This is a genomic window from Clostridium sp. AM34-9AC, from assembly GCF_003480225.1.
Classification (GTDB): Bacteria; Bacillota; Clostridia; order Lachnospirales; family Lachnospiraceae; genus Acetatifactor; species Acetatifactor acetigignens.
The window spans coordinates 24,773-44,328 of sequence record NZ_QUIU01000014.1 but is presented as its reverse complement, the minus strand read 5'-3'; the positions used below and the strand labels follow the sequence as shown (position 1 = coordinate 44,328).

At 49.3% G+C, this 19,556-nt stretch carries 19 protein-coding genes; 5 read left to right on the top strand and 14 right to left on the bottom strand.

The window, feature by feature from the left end:
- Nucleotides 1-246: 246 nt before the first annotated feature.
- The 5 genes from DW835_RS10005 to DW835_RS09985 all read right to left on the bottom strand — a co-directional run bounded on the left by DW835_RS10005 (nt 247) and on the right by DW835_RS09985 (nt 5,807).
- Entirely contained in the window at nt 247-1,191 is a 945-nt protein-coding gene (locus DW835_RS10005) for a transketolase family protein (RefSeq protein ID WP_117466035.1), read from the bottom strand.
- The gene (locus DW835_RS10000) at nt 1,191-2,033 is read right to left on the bottom strand and encodes a transketolase (protein ID WP_118668850.1); all 843 of its coding nucleotides are present in this window, start codon (nt 2,031-2,033) and stop codon (nt 1,191-1,193) included. The genes DW835_RS10005 and DW835_RS10000 overlap by 1 nt, the downstream gene beginning before the upstream one ends.
- Nucleotides 2,034-2,293: 260 nt before the next feature.
- Nucleotides 2,294-2,998 (bottom strand): L-ribulose-5-phosphate 4-epimerase, encoded by a 705-nt coding sequence (locus DW835_RS09995; RefSeq protein ID WP_118504163.1) that lies wholly within the window; start codon nt 2,996-2,998, stop codon nt 2,294-2,296.
- Nucleotides 2,999-3,096: 98 nt separating this feature from the next.
- Nucleotides 3,097-4,683 (bottom strand): FGGY-family carbohydrate kinase, encoded by a 1,587-nt coding sequence (locus tag DW835_RS09990; RefSeq protein WP_118668851.1) that lies wholly within the window; start codon nt 4,681-4,683, stop codon nt 3,097-3,099.
- Between the two features lie 32 nt (nt 4,684-4,715).
- Complete coding sequence (locus tag DW835_RS09985) at nt 4,716-5,807, bottom strand: GntR family transcriptional regulator (RefSeq protein ID WP_118668868.1); 1,092 nt, start codon at nt 5,805-5,807, stop codon at nt 4,716-4,718.
- A gap of 314 nt (nt 5,808-6,121) precedes the next feature.
- On the opposite strand from DW835_RS09985, the gene DW835_RS09980 reads away from it, so the two are divergent.
- From DW835_RS09980 to DW835_RS09960, 5 genes are all read left to right on the top strand, one after another.
- Nucleotides 6,122-7,858, top strand: a complete 1,737-nt coding sequence (locus DW835_RS09980; protein WP_182430296.1) for a DUF885 domain-containing protein — start codon at nt 6,122-6,124, stop codon at nt 7,856-7,858.
- Between the two features lie 49 nt (nt 7,859-7,907).
- The gene (locus tag DW835_RS09975) at nt 7,908-8,480 is read left to right on the top strand and encodes a TetR/AcrR family transcriptional regulator (RefSeq protein WP_118504157.1); all 573 of its coding nucleotides are present in this window, start codon (nt 7,908-7,910) and stop codon (nt 8,478-8,480) included.
- A gap of 153 nt (nt 8,481-8,633) precedes the next feature.
- A complete protein-coding gene (locus DW835_RS09970) occupies nt 8,634-10,739 on the top strand; it encodes an MMPL family transporter (RefSeq protein WP_118538593.1) in 2,106 nt (701 codons plus the stop codon).
- A gap of 4 nt (nt 10,740-10,743) precedes the next feature.
- Entirely contained in the window at nt 10,744-12,678 is a 1,935-nt protein-coding gene (locus tag DW835_RS09965) for a hypothetical protein (protein ID WP_118504153.1), read from the top strand.
- A gap of 116 nt (nt 12,679-12,794) precedes the next feature.
- The gene (locus tag DW835_RS09960; RefSeq protein WP_118668853.1) at nt 12,795-13,742 is read left to right on the top strand and encodes an AEC family transporter; all 948 of its coding nucleotides are present in this window, start codon (nt 12,795-12,797) and stop codon (nt 13,740-13,742) included.
- Nucleotides 13,743-13,817: 75 nt separating this feature from the next.
- Here DW835_RS09960 and DW835_RS09955 read toward each other — a convergent pair whose 3' ends face one another.
- The 9 genes from DW835_RS09955 to DW835_RS09915 all read right to left on the bottom strand — a co-directional run bounded on the left by DW835_RS09955 (nt 13,818) and on the right by DW835_RS09915 (nt 19,239).
- Entirely contained in the window at nt 13,818-14,348 is a 531-nt protein-coding gene (locus DW835_RS09955) for a nucleoside recognition domain-containing protein (RefSeq protein ID WP_347559371.1), read from the bottom strand.
- 5 nt (nt 14,349-14,353) lie between these two features.
- Complete coding sequence (locus tag DW835_RS09950; protein ID WP_118668854.1) at nt 14,354-15,049, bottom strand: nucleoside recognition protein; 696 nt, start codon at nt 15,047-15,049, stop codon at nt 14,354-14,356.
- Nucleotides 15,050-15,294: 245 nt separating this feature from the next.
- Nucleotides 15,295-15,549, bottom strand: coding sequence for a spore coat protein (locus DW835_RS09945; protein WP_022152866.1), 255 nt, complete (start codon nt 15,547-15,549; stop codon nt 15,295-15,297).
- 12 nt (nt 15,550-15,561) lie between these two features.
- Nucleotides 15,562-15,747, bottom strand: coding sequence for a hypothetical protein (locus tag DW835_RS09940; protein WP_022312740.1), 186 nt, complete (start codon nt 15,745-15,747; stop codon nt 15,562-15,564).
- A gap of 60 nt (nt 15,748-15,807) precedes the next feature.
- Nucleotides 15,808-16,500: an LrgB family protein gene (locus DW835_RS09935; protein WP_117569186.1), complete on the bottom strand. Its 693-nt coding sequence runs from the start codon at nt 16,498-16,500 to the stop codon at nt 15,808-15,810.
- Nucleotides 16,501-16,914, bottom strand: coding sequence for a CidA/LrgA family protein (locus tag DW835_RS09930; protein WP_118668855.1), 414 nt, complete (start codon nt 16,912-16,914; stop codon nt 16,501-16,503).
- A 314-nt stretch (nt 16,915-17,228) separates the two neighbouring features.
- Nucleotides 17,229-17,402, bottom strand: coding sequence for a DUF6472 family protein (locus DW835_RS17990; protein ID WP_022312743.1), 174 nt, complete (start codon nt 17,400-17,402; stop codon nt 17,229-17,231).
- Between the two features lie 100 nt (nt 17,403-17,502).
- On the bottom strand, nt 17,503-18,348 hold the full coding sequence (gene rsmI / locus DW835_RS09920) for a 16S rRNA (cytidine(1402)-2'-O)-methyltransferase (protein ID WP_118668856.1): 846 nt from the start codon (nt 18,346-18,348) through the stop codon (nt 17,503-17,505).
- A 153-nt stretch (nt 18,349-18,501) separates the two neighbouring features.
- Nucleotides 18,502-19,239, bottom strand: coding sequence for a tRNA1(Val) (adenine(37)-N6)-methyltransferase (locus tag DW835_RS09915; RefSeq protein WP_118538587.1), 738 nt, complete (start codon nt 19,237-19,239; stop codon nt 18,502-18,504).
- Between the last annotated feature and the right edge of the window lie 317 nt (nt 19,240-19,556).

Below are 19,556 nucleotides of genomic sequence, written 5' to 3'. Positions count from 1 at the left end.
CCGTTGTGACACCAGCACCGTATATATATTTCTATCTAATATAGTATCATATTCTTGTGTAACTTCCGCTTGAATATCGACTTTTGATACCTAATTTTCGACTTCTTTTACCTGATTATCGACTTCTTTACAATATTGTCTTCTTTTTCATTTATTATTTCGAGTTCATGATACCATGACCTAAAAGAAGCCGCCAGTCTCTGTTTTCACATAACTGGCGGCTTCCTCTTGATATCTTATATTCTCTTACAGAAATTCTTTGACAGACTTGTAAACGCCCTTGGCATCCAGACCGTACTTCTCTACCAGAGCAGCAGCGGAACCGGACTCACCGAAGACATCCTGCATGCCGACCTTCTTCACAGGCACGGGATGATTTGCGCACAGACAGTCGCAGACAGCGCTTCCCAGTCCACCAATCACGGAATGCTCTTCCACGGTCACTACCTTGCCGGTCTTCTTGGCGCTGTTAATGATGATCTCCTCGTCCAGAGGCTTGATGGTACAGATATTTACAACCTCTGCACTGATGCCTTCCTCTTCCAGCATCTTTGCTGCACCCAGAGCGGAATCTACGCAGATACCAGTGGCTACGATGGTGACATCCTTACCTTCACGGACTATGGTTCCCTTACCGATCTCGAAATGATAACCAGGATGATCATTGATCACGGGTACTGCAGCACGTCCGAAACGAATATATACAGGTCCTTCATATTCCAGAGCGGCACGGACAGCGGCTCTTGCTTCCACATCATCGGAAGGGCACATTACTACCATGCCGGGAATGGTACGCATCAGAGCAATATCCTCGTTACACTGGTGGGTAGCGCCGTCCTCACCTACGGTGATACCTGCATGGGTCGCACCGATCTTGACATTCAGATGAGGGTAACCGATAGAGTTACGTACCTGTTCAAAAGCACGTCCTGCTGCGAACATTGCAAAAGAGCTTACGAAGGGAATCTTACCTACCAGAGACAGTCCTGCAGCCACACCCATCATGTTGGACTCTGCGATACCGCAGTCGATGTGGCGGTCGGGATATGCCTTACGGAAGATTCCGGTCTTGGTAGCTGCTGCCAGGTCGGCATCCAATACGACCAGATTGGGGAATTCTTCAGCCAGCTCCTTCAGGGAGTTACCATAGCTTTCTCTGGTTGCGATTTTTTTCACGGTATTCTCTGCCATTACTGCTCACCTGCTTTCTCTAATTCTTTTTCGATCTTATCAAGGTCTGCCATTGCCACTGCATACTCCTCATCGTTGGGAGCCTTGCCGTGCCAGTCCACACTGTTCTCCATGAAGGAAACGCCCTTACCCTTCAGGCTATGGAATACGATACAGGTGGGCATGCCCTTGGTCTCTCTTGCTTCCTTGAATGCTGCACGGATCGCATCAAAATCATGAGCATCTGCATTGATCACATGGAAATTGAATGCCTCGAACTTCTTATCGATAGGATAAGGAGAGCATACCTGGTCGATAGGTCCATCGATCTGCAGATTATTGTTATCTACCATAACACAGAGGTTGTCCAGCTTACGGAAGCCTGCGAACATGGCTGCCTCCCATACCTGGCCTTCCTCGATCTCGCCGTCACCCAGCAGAGTGTATACACGGAAATCACGATTTTCCATCTTTGCACCCAGCGCCATTCCTACAGCTGCGGAGATACCCTGTCCCAGGGATCCTGAAGACATATCCACGCCGGGGATATGAATGCAGGGATGTCCCTGCAGGTAAGAGCCCAGATGACGCAGTGTGGGCAGATCCTCTACCGGGAAATATCCTCTGTTAGCCAGTGCGGAATAGAGTCCGGGAGCGGTATGACCCTTGGACAATACAAATCTGTCACGTTCCTCCATATCGGGGTTCTTCGGATCAATGTTCATCTCCTCAAAATATAAAAAAGTAAAAATATCTGCGGCTGACAGGGATCCGCCGGGATGTCCTGCTTTCGCACCATGAACTGCGGTCACAATGCCCTTGCGGACATCATTGGCACGCTTTTGCAGTTCTAAATTCTTCATTGTCTCCTCCATTCCGCCATATTGGCTTATCTGTTGCGATTTACGTTGTTATACTAGCATACTTCCGAATGCTAGTCTAGTAAAAGAATTGCTCTTCTACCGTAAAATGTTGCGGTGGCAAATTCCAGCATACAGTTCAGACCTCCATTCATAAATTTGTTCGTTCCACTCACAAATTCATTTCATGGAGGTGCGCTCCGCTAATAGAATTTGTCATATAGTGCTCTGTGTGCAAGCACCCTCGCACTATAAGCCAAATTCTATTTCTGAACTGTTTGGCCATAGTATGCATTCTTTCCATGCTTGCGATTATAGTGCTTATCCTGCAGCTCCTGCGGTGCCGGCTGAATTCTGGGGTTGATCGTCTCTGCACGATAAGCCATTTTTGCCACCTCTTCCAGTACTACCGCATTGTGGACAGCCTCTCTGGCATCCTTGCCCCAGGCAAAAGGCCCATGGTTCTTGCACAGAACGGCAGGCACTGCTTTCGGGTCCTTGCCCAGACGTTTGAACTCGTTGACAATCAAGTGTCCGGTATTTTCCTCGTAAGCGTCCTCGATTTCTTCCTTTGTCAGGCAGCGCACGCAGGGAACCGGACCGTAGATATAATCTGCATGGGTGGTTCCGTAGCAGGGAATGTCTCTTCCCGCCTGTGCCCAACTGGTAGCATAGGAAGAATGGGTATGCACGATACCGCCGATCTCCGGGAACGCCTTGTACAACTCCAGATGAGTTGCAGTGTCGGAAGAGGGATTCAGATCCCCTTCCACCTTATTGCCGTTCAGATCCATGACTACCATCATCTCCGGTGTCAGCTTGTCATAATCTACACCACTGGGTTTGATCACGAACAGTCCACTCTCTCTGTCAATGGCGCTGACATTTCCCCAGGTGAAAGTCACCAGACCATACCGGGGCAGATCCATATTTGCTTCATATACTTTCTGTTTTAATTCCTCTAACATATACTTAATCTCATTCCTTTCCACAGCCTGCCAACTTTCCGACACATAGGTATCGTGTACTTCCGTACACTATGCAGGCTCAAATTGCATCTGAAAAATTATTTTGCCGCAACGGCTGCCTTTTCTGCGGGAAGCAGTTTCTTGTACTCTTCCAGGAAAGCATCAAATCCCTTCACATCCTCGGGATCCGGGTTCAGTGTGGTTCCGGTCTGTCCTGCGAAGATCTTGTCATTCAGATAGGAAGAAAGAGTCTCGCCGTCTTTTTTCTCCTTCATGAAAGCTGCCAGAATAGCAATACCCCAGGCACCGCCTTCACTGGCTGTATCCATAACGGTGATCGGTGCGTTCATGCCTGCTGCCATGACACGCTGTCCCACCACGGGAGTCTTGAAGAAGCCGCCATGGCCCATCAGGGAATCCACGGCCACATGCTCTTCTTTTAACAGAATGTCCATGCCAATCTTCAGGGTAGCAACTGCGCTGTACAGATGGGAACGCATGAAGTTTGCCAGTGAGAAATCCGCATCGGGAGTTCTTACCACCATGGGACGCCCTGCATCCAGTCCGGTGATGGGCTCTCCTGAGAAATAATTGTATGCTGTCACGCCGCCGCAGTCCGCAGCACCTTCCAGTGCCTTGCGGTACAGCACACCGTACAGTTCATTCTTATCTACTTTTACGCCAAAGCTCTCTGCACATTCGCCCAGAAGATTTACCCAGGCATTCAGATCGGAGGTACAGTTGTTGCAGTGTACCATAGCTACCGGCATACCGTCGGGAGTGGTGACCATATCGATCTCTTCGTGTACTTTTTCCATAGCCTTCTCCAGTACCACCATAGCGAAAATGGAGGTTCCGGCAGAGACATTACCGGTGCGGACTGCCACACTGTTGGTGGCTACCATGCCGGTTCCCGCATCACCTTCGGGAGGGCACATGGGTACGCCGGGCTGTAAGGTTCCGGTGGGATCCAGTAATTTTGCACCTTCCGCGGTCAGAACACCGGCAGGCTCTCCGGCTACCAGTACCTTCGGCAGAATGTCACGGATCTTCCAGTCAAAATTGTGTAAGCCATCGAACTGATCCAGCATCTTCTGATCAAAATCCATAATGGTGGAATCAATGGGGAACATACCTGCTGCCTCACCGATGCCCAGCACCTTTTCTCCGGACAGCTTCCAGTGAATGTATCCTGCCAGGGTGGTGAAGAATGCGATATCCTTCACATGATCTTCTCCGCTCAAAATAGCCTGATACAGATGTGCAATGCTCCATCTCTGGGGAATGTTGAAATTAAATACCGGGATCAGCTTCTTGCAGGCTTCGGATGTCTGTGTATTTCTCCAGGTACGGAAAGGCACCAGAAGTTCTCCGGCTGCATTGAACGGCATATAGCCGTGCATCATTCCGCTGAATCCCAGAGAGCCCAGGGTGGTCAGCTTCTCACCGTATTTTGCCTCTACATCGTCTGTCAGGCTCTTGTAGCATCCCTGCAGGCCTTTCCAGATATCTTCCAGGCTGTAGGTCCAGATGTTGTTCTCCAGACGGTTCTCCCAGTCGTAGGTTCCCATGGCGATGGGTGCGTGGCTCTCATCTACCAGTACCGCTTTGATTCTGGTGGAACCAAACTCAATACCGAGGGCTGTTTTTCCTGTTCTGATCGCTTCTTTTACTGCTTCGCTCATTGTGTTCTCTCCTTTTCACTTCTTTATTTATCTCATTTTTTATTCCCGTTTTCAGTGCATTCCGCAACAGATTCCCGCTCTACGACACGGGTGTCAAATTCGTAAGTCAGGTTCTTTTTCCTGCCCGCGATCATCTGTAATAATGTCTCCGCTGCTTTTTTCCCCAGATTCTCCTTGGGGTGCGGCAGGGAAGTGATGGGCACCTCGCTGTGTCTCGCCAGATCCGAATCGTCGATGCTGATGACTGACACATCTTCCGGTACCCGGATATTGCGTTCCGTCAGCATCCGGATCAGTTGAAAGGCAATCTGATCATTGTATGCCAGAAGGGCGGTGCACTCCTCCACCCGATTCAGGATTCTGTCCCGGCAGTAACCAAGTTGCTTCGATTCGTCCGTGTCGATCCACACCATCCGGGAATCCGTCACAGTGAGCCCGGCCTCTTCCATGGCCTTCAGATATCCCAGATAACGCTGTCTGCCCTGACCGTCATCCAGCTTCAGGATTGCCCCAATCTTCTGATGCCCCTTGTCAATCAGATATCTTACGGCCTTGTAAGCCGCCTCCGCATCATTTAACGATACATGCGGTGCCTCCAGTTCGGGATAATAGGTATTGAAAAACAGAAGCGGTATCTTTCTGGCCATCAGGTGCCGGTACAGATCCAGGTTCGGATTCGGCAATCCGCTCTTTGTCCCCTCAATGATCACTCCGGCCACATCGTCCCGTTTCAACAGATCCTTCAGAATACTTTTCTCCCGGTCCAGCGTGTTGTTTGTGAAATAGATCTGGACAGAAAACCCGCTTTCAAATAAAGTATTCTGCATTCCCTGTAAAATTCTGGGGAAAATGTAGCTGTCCACGTAGGTAGTCGCCACGGCGATGCTGTTGCGCTGTTCCAGATTCTTCCGGCGGTCAAAGTTCACATAAGTGCCACTGCCACGGATCCTCTGCACCAGCCCGTCCTCCTCCAGCGTGCCGATAGCTTTCCGCACCGTCTGCCTGCTGATATGGAACTGTTCCGACAGCTGATTCTCCGAGGGAACTTTCTCTCCCGGACCTAGTTGTCCGTCTGAGATCTGTTCCTGTATGTAATTAATGAGGTTTTGATATTTTGTCTCCATAATCACTTTCAGTATAATCAGACCACCGTACAAAGTCAATACATCTTTTACCTGTTTTAGGTACATTTGTATATAGTTGTATGGTGTACAACCTTGCAGTAAGTCTATCCCGCGGAGTATTCACATATACTCTTACCAACACTCTTTTTCATCAGGTAATCATCGTGCGTAAACGTCCCCCTCTCTCCTTCCCTCAACTACTCGTATGTATTAGTCTTCTCTGCGCCCTCACCGGTGCTCTGACCCTTGTAGCTTCCCATACCTCCCCGGATAGACGTTTTGAGCAATTCACCTCTCAACTTTTTCAGGAGGAAATGACTGGCAGTACCCTGAATATGCACTACACCATTGCCGATCCAAAGACCTTTGGCATCTCCGAATATGAACCTGTGCTTCCGATCTACCACTCCGGCCAGCCGGAAGACAGCAAAGAACACTGTTCCGACTTGTTGCACCGGCTTGACCGTATAGACCCTGACAGACTTTCCCCGGAAAATGCCTATACTTACCGGTTATTGCATCGCTCTCTGGAAAATGATCTGGCTCTGGCAGATTTTCCTTATTACAATGAGCCTCTGTCACCTTCCTCCGGAATGCAGTCCCAGCTTCCCGTTCTGCTGGCGGAATACACCTTCCGCACAAAACGGGATGTCACGGATTACCTGGCTCTCCTGGATCAGATAGATGACTATTTTGCCTCCCTGCTTCTCTACGAGCAGGAAAAAGCTGCCGCAGGCTTCTTTATGCCTGCCTGCTCCTCAGAAAAAGTCCGGAAGCAATGTGACACCATTGTCACAACCGAAGAACTGGCACAGGGAACCCATTTTTTACAGACTACTTTTGAAGACCGCCTGTCAGAGCTACAGAAGCAGGGACTTTTTACACCGGAGGAGACTGCCTCTCTGATTGAGACCAACGACCGCCTGCTTGCCACGGTGGTGCAGCCCGCCTATGCCGCCCTATCCGAAGGGCTACACTCTCTGGAGACTTCCACCAATGCCGATTCCACTGCATCCGAAACAACTGCCAATGCTGCTTCGGGCAAAAACAACAGTGCCCACAATGGGCTCCCGAAAGGGCTCGCCCTGCTGCCGGACGGAAAGACCTACTATCTCCATCTGCTGTTTTCCGAGACCGGTTCCTCCCGTTCCGAAAAAGAACTGGTGCAGATGCTGCTTGTGCAATTTCAGAAAGAGCAATCCGCAATCCGCAATCTGGCTTCCCAGTCCCCTTCCCTGATTACACTGCTTTCTGAAGAAAATACGGCAGTTTTCCCTCTGGCAGAACCGGAAGAAATGCTCTCGGATCTACAGGCTCGTATGAAAAATGACTTTCCTGTCAGCAGTCCCGTTCCCACCGTCACTGTCAAAGATGTGGTCCCCAGTCTGGAACCCTATAGTGCACCGGCCTTTTACCTAACCACGCCTCTGGGAGATTCCGACAATAATGTCATATATATAAACCGCCGGAACTCCCCTCAGGGACTGGAGCTCTACACCACACTGGCTCATGAAGGGTTCCCGGGTCATCTCTACCAGACCGTGTACAGCAGCCGCATCTTTTCCGACATGCACACGGATCCTGCCAGAAAACTCATCTGGTACGGCGGTTATCTCGAAGGCTGGGCGTTGTATGTGGAATTTCTTTCCTATGATTATGCGGCCACTCTGTTGGAACAGGCCGGACAGTCGGATGCCGCACAGTCGGCCCGGCTGGAGAAACATACCCGCAGCTTGCAGTTGTGCATGTACACTCTGTTGGACCTCCTGATCCACGGAGAGGGCGCCGGATACGATCAGGTGGCAGAGGTTCTTGGGAAATTCGGTATTGATTCTCCCGGGACCTGCGAAGCAATCTACACTTATATCGCAGAAGAGCCCTGTAATTATCCGAAATATTACATCGGTTATCTGGAGATTCTGCAGTTGCAGGACACCGCCAGAAGTCACTGGAAAGATGCTTACTCCGACCTTAGATTCCATACCTTTTATCTGGAACAGGGAACTTCTGATTTTTCCTCACTGGAAGACCTGCTTTTAATGACAAATTAACGTTTTTGTGATAGGATAAAGTGTACGGATCATCAGGTTGGAGGAACCCATGACACAGTTTACAAGCAAGGCTATCGAAGAATCCTTTATCCGGCTGCTGAATGAACGGCCGCTGGATAAGATCACTATAAAAGACATCGTGGATGACTGCGGCATCAGCCGCAACACTTTTTACTATCATTTTCAGGATATCACCGCTCTGTTGGAACACATTCTGAATGCAGATGTGGAGCGGGTACTGTCACAGCATCTGGATATGGACTCCTGGGAGGACGGCTTTATCTCCGCTGCCCGGTTCGCTCTGGAGAATAAGCGTCTGGTCTACCATATTTACAATTCCGTCAGCAGAGAACGGGTGGAGCGCTACCTTTACAGTATCGCCGGAGAGGTCATGCGGCTATATGTATCCAGGATCACGGAACAGGTGGAACATGTGGCTCATAAAAAAGTATTTCCCGAAGATCAGAAAATGGTGGTAGATTTTTACAAATTTGCCCTGGTGGGCATGATTTTAGACTGGCTGAACACCGGAATGAAGAAAGATCCGGAGGGACTGATCCGGCGTGTCGGCGAGATTTTCCACGGAAATATCGAAGCAGCCCTGACCCGTGTGTCCCGTTAATTTGGACATTTGTCCATGTTTGCACATATTTTGGATTATTTAAGAGCAATGCGCAATTTTTGTGCATTGCCTTTTTTTGTCCGTTTTCAAGACTGGATTCCTTGCATACAATACCAATTGAGAAAGAATCGACAACGAAAGGAGCCCTGTTTTATGAAATTTGGTAAATGGGTCGTAAAATGCCGTATTCCTATTCTGATACTGGCAGTTGCACTACTGGTCCCTTCCCTGATCGGTATGATCATGACGCGGATCAATTACGATATGCTGACTTACCTGCCCGGTGATATTGACACGGTAGTGGGTCAGGATATTCTGATGGATGAATTTGGAAAAGGAGCCTTTTCCTTCGTTATTATCGAGGGAATGGATCCCAAGGATGTCTCCTCCCTTCGGGAAGATATTTCCCATGTAGATCATGTGGACACCGTTCTTTGGTATGACGATTTCGCAGATGTTTCCGTTCCCATGGAAATACTTCCTTCCAAACTATATGACGCTTTCAATTCCGGTGACAGCACCATGCTAGCGATCTTCTTCGATACCTCCACCTCCTCCGACGATACTATGGAGGCGATCACAGCGATCCGCAGCATTGCCGGCAAGCAGTGTTTTGTCTCCGGTATGTCCGCCATGGTCACCGACCTGAAGGATCTGTGCGAAAAAGAGGAACCGATTTATGTAGGTATTGCCGTTGCACTGGCCTGCGTAGCCATGATGATCTTCATGGACAACTGGATCACACCGTTTGTTTTCCTGATGAGTATCGGTATGGCAATCCTCTTAAATATGGGTACCAACTATTTCCTCGGAGAGATCTCTTACCTGACCAAAGCACTGTCCGCTGTCCTGCAGCTGGCTGTAACCATGGACTACTCTATTTTCCTCTGGCACAGCTACGAAGAACAGAAGAGTATGTATGAGGATAACAAGGAAGCCATGGCTGTAGCCATCAACAACACTCTGACCTCCGTGGTCGGAAGTTCCATCACCACGGTAGCCGGATTTATCGCTCTGTGCTTTATGAGCTATACCTTAGGTCTGGATCTTGGTATTGTCATGGCCAAGGGTGTCATCCTGGGTGTCATCGGTTGTGTCACAACGCTTCCTTCCATGATCCTGGTACTGGATAAGTTATTACAGAAGACCAGTCACAAATCCCTGCTGCCGGATATGGGAAAAGTTGCTTCAGGTATCACCAAAGTATTCCCGGTATTCCTGATCCTGTTCCTGGGGCTGGTACTTCCTTCTTATCTGTCTTATAAGGCAACCAACAATGAAGTGTATTACGATCTCGGTGAAACCCTTCCCGAAGATATGGCCTACGTGGTAGCCAACAGCAAATTGCAGGAAGACTTCGGTGTAGGTGCCACCCATATGGTACTGGTAAGCACCGATGTATCTGACACTGACGTACGTGCCATGATCCACGAGATGGAAAACGTCGAGGGTATCAAATATGCTCTGGGTCTGGAATCCGTAGTGGGCCCCCTGGTACCAGAGGAAATGCTTCCGGAATCCGTAAAAGAAGTATTAAAGAGTGATGACTGGGAACTCCTTCTGGTGAACTCCGAATATAAGACCGCTACCGATGAGGTAAATGCCCAGATCAATGAGCTGAATACTATTTTGAAAAAATACGATTCCAAGGGCATGCTGATCGGTGAAGCTCCCTGTACCAAGGATCTGATCGAGACCACCGACGAGGACTTCAAAGTTGTAAATACCGTCTCTATCGTAGCGATCTTCGTGATCATTGCTCTGGTAGAAAAAAGTATTACCCTGCCGCTGATCCTGGTAGCTGTTATCGAGTTGTCCATCTTCATCAATCTGGGCCTTGCTCACCTGACAGGAACGTCACTTCCTTTCATTGCCCCGATCTGTATCAGTACGATTCAGCTGGGTGCTACTGTGGACTACGCTATTCTGATGACCACAAGATACAAGCAGGAACGCTACGAAGGCAGGGACAAACGTGAAGCTGTCACCAACGCCCTGAAGGTATCCATTCCTTCCATTATCGTCAGCGCCATGGGACTGTTCTCCGCCACCTTCGGTGTTGCCCTGTATTCCGACGTGGACATTATCAGTTCCCTCTGTGATCTGATGGCAAGAGGCGCTATTGTAAGTATGTTTGCTGTTATCCTGTTCCTGCCGGCCATGTTCATGCTGTTCGACAAGATGATCTGTGTCACCAGCATCGGCTTCCGGAACAAGAATGCAGAACCCTCCAATACATTGAAAGAAAGGACGGCATAAGATTATGATCAATTTGAAAAAACAAGCCTGGAGAACCGGGGCTCTGTGCCTCGCCGGTGTGGTAGCCTTAAGTGTTACCGGTGTCTCCGTATATGCAAAAACTTCCGAAAAGAAAGAGACCGAGGTCAAGGAGCAGATCCGGGATGCCGTAGATGACATCTGGAAATCCGAAGATACCTCCGCAGCCTCCATTGATGAGACCGTCTATGTGATCCTGAATGCAGACGGAACCCAGCAGAAGATCTACGTCAGCGACTGGCTGAAGAATCAGGGAGAAAAAGATTCCTACACCCAGAGCAATCCCGATAAGGATGCTCCCATTTCCCTGAAAGTTACTTATACGTTGGACGGCAAGGAGATCTCCCCATCAGATCTGAACGGCCAGAGCGGTCATGTAGTGATCCGCTATGATTACACGAACGAATTATATGAGACCCGTGAGATTGCCGGAAAAGAGGAAAAGATTTATGTTCCTTTTGCGGTAATGACCGGTATGATCCTGGATAATGACAATTTCCGCAATATTAAGGTGTCCTCAGGTAAGGTCATCAACGACGGCAGCCACAGCGTTGTCACCGGTATCGTCTTCCCCGGGCTGGGTACGAACCTGGATATGGAAGAGGATTTCGACGATTATCTGGAGATTGAGGCCGATGCAACGGATTTCACCATGAATGAATCCTACTGCATCGCCACCAATTCCGTCTTCTCCCGCCTGGATTTCAGTAATGTGGATGATCTCGATGACCTGACAGAGGCAATGGATGATCTGGAGGATGCTACCAACAAACTGTTGGACGGGACTTCCGATCTTTATGATGGTGTCACAGAGCTTTATGACAAATCCGGTGACTTGCAGGATGGTGTAAAAGAACTGTCCGATGGTTCCAACGACCTCCGGGATGGCGCTTACAAAGTAGCTGACGGTACTGTCACTTTAAGAGGCGGTGTCGGTTCTCTGCGGAGCGGCATCGGTACACTGCAGGAGGGCACCAAGACCCTGTTAGCAGGTACACAGAGCCTGCAGTCCGGTACTAATGATCTGAAGAATGGTCTCGGTCAGCTGACTGCACAGAATGATACTTTGAACGGCGCTGCCGGCCAGGTATTCGATACTTTGTTGAAAACTGCAGCTTCCCAGTTAACGGCTGCTGGTCTCACGCTTCCGGAAGAATTGACAATATCTAATTATGCGACCATATTAAATACTCTGTATCAGCAAATGGAGCCTCTCTCGGATGCTGACGTTGCTCTGGGATATGTCCTCCAGCAGGCCGGACTGACAATTGAAAAATATCAGGGTATGATTCAGGCATCCCAGAGCGTATCCTCAGGTGATGCCGCACTTCAGGCAAATTTGAAAACCATTCAGGATAAAGCCACAAGTCTTTCACAAGCTGCCGGCAGCATTGCTGCCTTGAAAGCTTCTCTGGATGGCTATAATCAGTTCTACACCGGTCTCCAGACTTACACCGCCGGTGTAGCATCCGCAAGTGCCGGTGCTTCCAAACTGGCTGACGGTTCCGCCCAGGTCGTTGCCGGTGCTTCCCAGTTAAAGGATGGCGCTGACAAACTGGCAGACGGAAGTAAAGAGCTGTATGATGGTGCTGATACTTTAGTAGAAGGTGCCAGAGATCTGGCCTCCGGCAGCGGCAAACTGGCTAACGGCGTAAACGAGCTTTCCGATGGAAGCGATAAGCTGATCGATGGTATCAGTCAGCTGAAGGATGGTTCCAAGGAATTAAAGGACGGCATGATCGAATACAATGACGAAGCCATCAGCAAACTGACTGATATGGATACCGATGAACTTCAGGAAGTGATCGATCGTATGAAAGCTACCTCTTCCGTATCCGAAAATTACAACTCCTTCACCGGAGACAATAACGGTATGGACAGCAGTGTGAAATTTATCTACAAGATCAACGCTGTAAAATAAAACATCACAAGCCCGTAACTTGACAAAGCCCCTCTCCTTTTCTATACTTGCAAAAAGAGAGGGGCTTATCGCTTCCTATATTCCGCTTCCGATAGCAGAAAGGCATACAAATTCCCATGGAACAACTATTATTCAGTCTCAATGCAACGATCCCCGTATTCCTGGTCATGGTGATCGGTTATGTTTTACAGCAGCTGCATGTTACCAACGACTCTTTTGTCAAAACCCTGAATTCATTCAATTATAAAATCACCCTGCCCGTACTTTTGTTCAAGGACATGTCCACTGCAGATTTTTACAGTGTATGGGATACCGGTTACGTGCTGTTCTGCTTCTTCGTGACCCTGTTCTGCATCGTCATCACCTGGGTCCTGGCAGGCATTTTTTATAAGAACAAATCCCGCCTGGGAGAGCTTGTCCAGGCAAGCTATCGAAGCAGTGCCGCTGTCCTGGGTATCGCCTTTATACAGAATATCTACGGGAACTCCGGCATGGCTCCCTTGATGATCGTGGGTACGGTTCCCCTGTACAATATCGCTGCCGTGCTGATCCTGTCCTTCACCGGACCGGATGCGAAGGGCTTCGATAAGGAATCCCTGCTGAAATCCCTAAAAGGGATCATCACGAATCCGATCATTATCAGTATCGCCCTGGGTATGTTGTCCAGCTCCTGCCGGATCAGTTATCCCGTGATCATCTCGAAGACCATCAGCAATATCGCCGTGTTGGCAACCCCATTGGCCCTGATCGGCCTCGGTGCCGGATTCGAGGGTAAAAAAGCCTTAAAGCTTTTAGCCCCCACCGGAGTGGCAACCGTGTTAAAGCTGGTAATATGGCCCGCTCTGTTTCTGCCACTGGCCGTGTATTTCGGCTTCACCGGAGAAAAACTGGTGGCGATCCTCATTATGCTGGGCTCTCCCACCACTGTAAGCTGTTATATCATGGCGAAAAACATGAACCACGAAGGAACTTTGACTTCCAGTGTGGTCGTAGCCACCACTTTTTTAAGTTCCATCACCCTGACGGTGTTCTTGTTCATTTTGCGAAGCTTGCAGTTGATTTAGTTATATGATGCCCACGAATTGTTCCGTGCTACGCACTCTCACAATTCTACCCAATATTCGCATATCGTGGGATTATCATCCCATTTTTCCCGCAAGGAAAATACTTGCCACTGTTCCCGCTAACGTTGCCAGCAATGCCCCCGGCAGCGTGTAGCGGGTTTTTGTTACTTTTGCTGCCAGAAAATACACGCTCATGGTGTAAAAAATAGTCTCGGTACAGCTCATGAGGATCGAAGTCAGCATCCCGGCATAAGAATCCGGCCCACAGGTCTTAAAAATATCCAGTACCAGCCCGGTTGCCGCAGAGGAAGAGAACATTTTCACAATGAGGAGCGGTATCAGCTGTGCCGGAAGTCCCACCGCCTGTGTGGCAGGTCCGATCAGATGCCCCAGCAGGTCAAAAAAGCCGGAGGTCCTGAGAATCCCCACTGCCATCATCAATCCTACCAGTGTCGGAAGGATCTCCACAACGATGCGCAGGCCCTCTTTGGCCCCTTTCAAAAAAGTCTCATAGACCTTCACCCCCGAGACCATCCCATAACCCACGATCCAGAAAATCACCATGGGAATCATAATATCTGACATGTGTGTCAATGCGTTCATCATGATCCTCACCTGCCCTTCCATTTACAGTAAATGATGGCAATGATCGTACTGAACAGTGTGGCCACCAGCGCCGGAGCAATGATCACCGCGGGGTTGGCACTGCCGTACTGACTGCGGTAGGCGATCATGTTGACTGGGATCAGCTGTAAGGATGAAATATTCAGAATCAGGAAGGTGCACATCTCGTTGCTGGCTGCCGTGGCCTCTGCTCCATACCGCCGATCCTCCGATCCCTGCCGTCCCTTCTCCGTCCCCTGCCCTGCCACTGGTCGTAACTGCCTGTTCACAGGCTGCATCCTCTGCTGCTCTATCCGTCGCTGTTCTGCCCTCTGTTTCTCCAGCTCAGCCAGCTGCTCCATGGCCTTTAATCCAGCCGGCGTGCAGGCCCAGCCAAGCCCCAGGACATTGGCAATGAGATTCGTGGTTATGTATTCCCCTGCCGGGTGATCCTCCGGGAGCCTGGGGAACATGAATTTCAGAAAGGGGCGAATCCCTTTTGTCATTTTCGCAATCATTCCAGACTCCTGCGCGATCTCCATCAGTCCCATCCACAATGCCATGACCCCCGCCATGGTGATGCAGAGGCTCACGGCCTCTCTGGCACTGTCTAACGCGCCTCCCGTCAGTGCGCTCATCTGCCCGGTACAGACACCATAGATCACGCCTAACAGGATCATTCCTGCCCAGATATAGTTAAGCATCTCATAAACCGCCTGCTATTCCTTCGTTTCACTATATGCGGGCAGCGGTATGTCCTATGCGGCACAGGTCACCTTTGCACGTTGCTCCCGACGGGATGTCACATGCAAAATGAGCCTTGCGGGCAGTGCTCCCTGCCAGATTCAACGCTTCTTATCAAGTGCACTAAAATAAACCTCCCGGGAATAAATTCTCCGGGAGATTTACTCTAAACTACATTTATAAGTTATATTTATTACCTTCGGATCTACAGAGTTCCCTGTGTGAACAGGCTTCTCACATGTGCCACTTCTTCTGCGGTGGCTTTCTCCGCCGGCACATAATAAGACTTCTCTCTGGCGATCTGGTACAGTTCCTCCTGGGACTGCTCACAGGCCGTACGGAACTGCTTCAGTGTCTGTTTTAACTCCTTATTCTCCGACTGGGCGATCATTCCCGCATAACGGGTCAGCTCGCCGTTGATTCCGGCCAGAGTATCTGCTACCATTGTCTTTTCCTGCATTCTGCTGCCTCCTTACTGCAAAAACTTCATAAGCTGCTGTTTGTTCTCCATCGCGCTGCGGGCACCCTTTTCAAAAAACTGTTTTACCTTCGGGTCCTCCGCTTCCTTGGCGTACTCCTGCATTTTGCAGTGGGTCGTGTCAAAACCGCCGATCAGATGGCGCAGATTCTGCAGATCTAATTCTGAAATATCACTCATGCTGTTAACCTCCTTTTTCTTATTTGCGAGGTTAGTATGCGCAGAATATTTTTTTCTATACTAGATAAAGTTTGCAAAAATAGATACCGAAATCACGGTCAAAATACCGCAGACCACGATGGACAGACTGCTCATGGCGCCTTCGATCTCACCCAGTTCCATGGCTTTTGCAGTTCCCAGCGCATGAGCACTGGTACCGATGGCAAGACCTTTGGCAATAGGATCCTCGATCTTACACAGGCGGCAGATCGTATCTGCCAGAATATTACCTAAGATTCCGGTGACAATGATGACAACTACGGTAATGGTCACAATACCACCCATTTTTTCAGAAATCCCCATACCAATAGCCGTGGTAATGGACTTCGGCAGAAGCGTTACATACTGCTCATGATTCAGACCGAACATCAGGCTTAAAGCAAAAACGCTCACCATGGCAGTCAGCACGCCGGCGATGATTCCGCCGAAAATGGCCTTGGGATAAGTCTTTAACAGCTCCAGCTGACGATACAGAGGCACTGCCAGGCTGACCGTTGCCGGAGTCAGGAAAATGCTGATATACTGTGCGCCGTTTGCATAGGTCTCATAATCTATATGGAACAATAACAATACTGCCACGATCAGGATTACGGAGATCAGTAAGGGATTGGCAATGGCTTTTCCGGTCTTCTGTTTGATCCACAGACCGATCTCGTATGTGACCAGTGTAATGGCAATACCGAAAAAGATAGACTGACTCAATATTTCATTCATTTATTTTCCCTCCTTGCCATCATCGGTCACTTTGATTCCTGCCATCGCAACAGCTGCCGCATCACGGTTTTTCTGTCCCCGGATAATGTGCTGGGACACCCGGCCTGTCACGATCATGATCAGTATCGTGGATACCAGTGTGATCACACAAATAGGAAGCAACATCTCTTTCAGTGCATCTACACTTGCCATAATACCTACCGTTGCGGGTACAAACATAATGGACATGGCATCCACGAGGAAATCCGCTGCGGTCTCCACCTTTTCCAGTGGGATCAGCTTCGTGATCAGCCCCACCAGCATGATCACCAAACCATAAACGCTGGCTGCGATGGGAAACGGGATCAGGATCTCCAGAAGCTCTGCCAAAAAGGAGATTCCCAGGATAATCGAAAATTGTTTCACATATTTCATGATATTGTCACCCTACCTGTTAACTTTAGTATTTCATTTCTTTGATGTCGGGGTCAAAAGCCCCCGACTTTGATGCCTACGGATTGCTCCGTGCTACGCACTCCCACGTCTCCGCTCCGCTTCGGTCCGTGCTAGACATGTGCCACTGGCACATAGCACCCTGGCATCATCATTATGTTGCACACAAACAAAAGAAGCTGCGTACTATTTTTCAGTACGCAACTTCGTATTATACTACTCGGTTTTTACTTTCACAATCAGCATTCTCTACCATTTAAGTAGACTTTTTGACCTTGCTTTCGTGAATTTTTACCTTACATCTGGTGTCTTACCACCGCATATTCGTCATCCAGTCGAAAGTAGGGACATTCCTGCTGGGTTCCGGATAAAAAGCGGTACATTTCATCTTCATCCAGATTCACCATGCAGCAATAGCATTCATAGTCTTCGTCATATTCATAATTGACACAAGCGTCACAATTAGTCATTTTCCCTCTCTCCGCATATGCCTTTCATGGATGTATCCTACATTATCCTCATATGCTTTTGTCTGTTTTGCTTCGGTTTCATTATGGTATTTTCACTGTTTCATGAGTTGCCATGCAAGTACTGATAGATTTCCCGTTTTCCGACACCCCTGTCTTTTGCCACCTGCTTCATGGCGGATTTATTATCCATGCCCTGCTCTTCGTAATAAGCCATATGTTCTTCAATGCTCATGGATTCCCAGGATGCGATCTCTTCCTGTCGTTTCTCTTCCGGACTTTTCCCTTCCACTACCAGGACATATTCCCCGCGGGGCTCCTCTGTCTTGTAGTAATCCAACGCCTTTTCCAAAGTGGTGGGGAATACGGTCTCGAACTTCTTGGTCAGTTCACGGCACAACGTGATCCGCCGCTCCCCCAGTGCCGCATACAGTTCCTCCAGTGTCCGGATCAGATGATGGGGAGCTTCATAGAGGATTATGGTACGGCTCTCGGTCTTCAGTTCCTCCAGGATCATTTTCTTTTCCTTTTTATCTGCAGGCAGAAATCCTTCAAAGCAAAACCTTCTCGTACTGAGTCCCGACAAAGTCAGCGCCGTAATGCATGCTGCCGGACCCGGCAGAGAAGTGACGGGAACGCTCTGCTCCTGGCACATCCGCACCAGTACTTCACCAGGATCGGAGATCGCCGGGGTACCGGCATCAGTGATCAACGCAATGTTCTGTCCGTTTAACAGCTGTCCTACCAGCTGGTGCGCTTTTTCTACTTTATTGTACTCGTGGTAACTGGTCATAGGTGTGTGGATGTCGAAATGATTCAGCAGCTTGATACTGTTACGGGTATCCTCCGCCGCGATCACATCCACCGTCTGCAGGGTCTCCACCACCCGCGGTGTCATATCACCCAGATTTCCGATAGGCGTCGCACACAAATATAAAGTTCCGGGCATGAGCTCCTGCCTCCTTTCCAAATCATAGTAGTCTACAACTATTCAAAGCCATGATATCATGTCACTATGTATGGCGAATGCTCGCATTCGTAAGAACATTTGACATAATTATACGGTGGGTGGTGTGCTGAATAGTTACAATATCTTAACTATCTAATATCCATATATATCATATATTTCCGGCATATATACTCCCGGCGCCTGGTACACGATCAGTGGCTTTTCCACGGTCATGCGTGATCTGCCGCCTCGCACCGCCTCGATGAGCACCATATTGGGCTCCTTGTCGATATAGGGATATACCAGCTGCATCCGTTTCGGCTCCAGCTTGTATTTTACCAGCATGGTCATGATCTCCGCCAGCCGAAAAGGGCGATGTACCATGTAAAAATGTCCGCCGGGCTTTAACAGTTTTGCTGTCCTGCTGACCACATCCTCCAGCGTGCAGAGCACTTCGTGTCTGGCGATTGCTTTTGGTTCCTCCGGGTTCGTCAATCCATGCTGTCCGATCATATACGGAGGATTGCAGGTAATACAGTCAAAGGAAGCAGCCGGGAAAATCTGGTCTGCTTCCTTGATGTCTCCTGTCACGATGTCAATGCGATTCTGCAGGTCATTCAGTGCCACGCTGCGTCTCGCCATATCTGCGCTCTCCTCCTGGATTTCCAGTCCGGTGAGATGAGAACAGTGGTATTTTGCCTCCATCAGAAGCGGGATGATCCCGGTGCCTGTGCCAAGGTCAAGCATCGTATCCCTTTCTCTGGCATGGGCAAATCCTGTCAGAAGCACCGCATCCATACCGAAACAAAATTTCTCCCGATTCTGTATGATCTGATAACCGTTCCGCTGAAGGTCATCAATTCGTTCTTTATCCCTCAGTTCAACCTTCATTCGTGTTCTCCGGTTTTCTTCCGTTACCGTTATTACCGTTGTTGCCGTCTCTTCTGCCGCCGTGTCTCGGTCGTCTGCGGAAGGAATTGTCCCTCTGAGTTCTGCGCTCGCCTTCCTGACCGTTACCACCTTCCTGTTGTGTCTGGCTGGCGGGACGGAACTGATCTGCTCTCTGTGCATTGTCCCTTACCTGGTCCGGACGGTTCTGGGGACGGTTCTCGCGGCGTCTGTCACCTCGATTATTATCCCTGCGGTTCTCACTTTTGTTGCCATTGTCACCACCACGGTTGTCATTGCGGTTCTGATTCTCGCCGTTA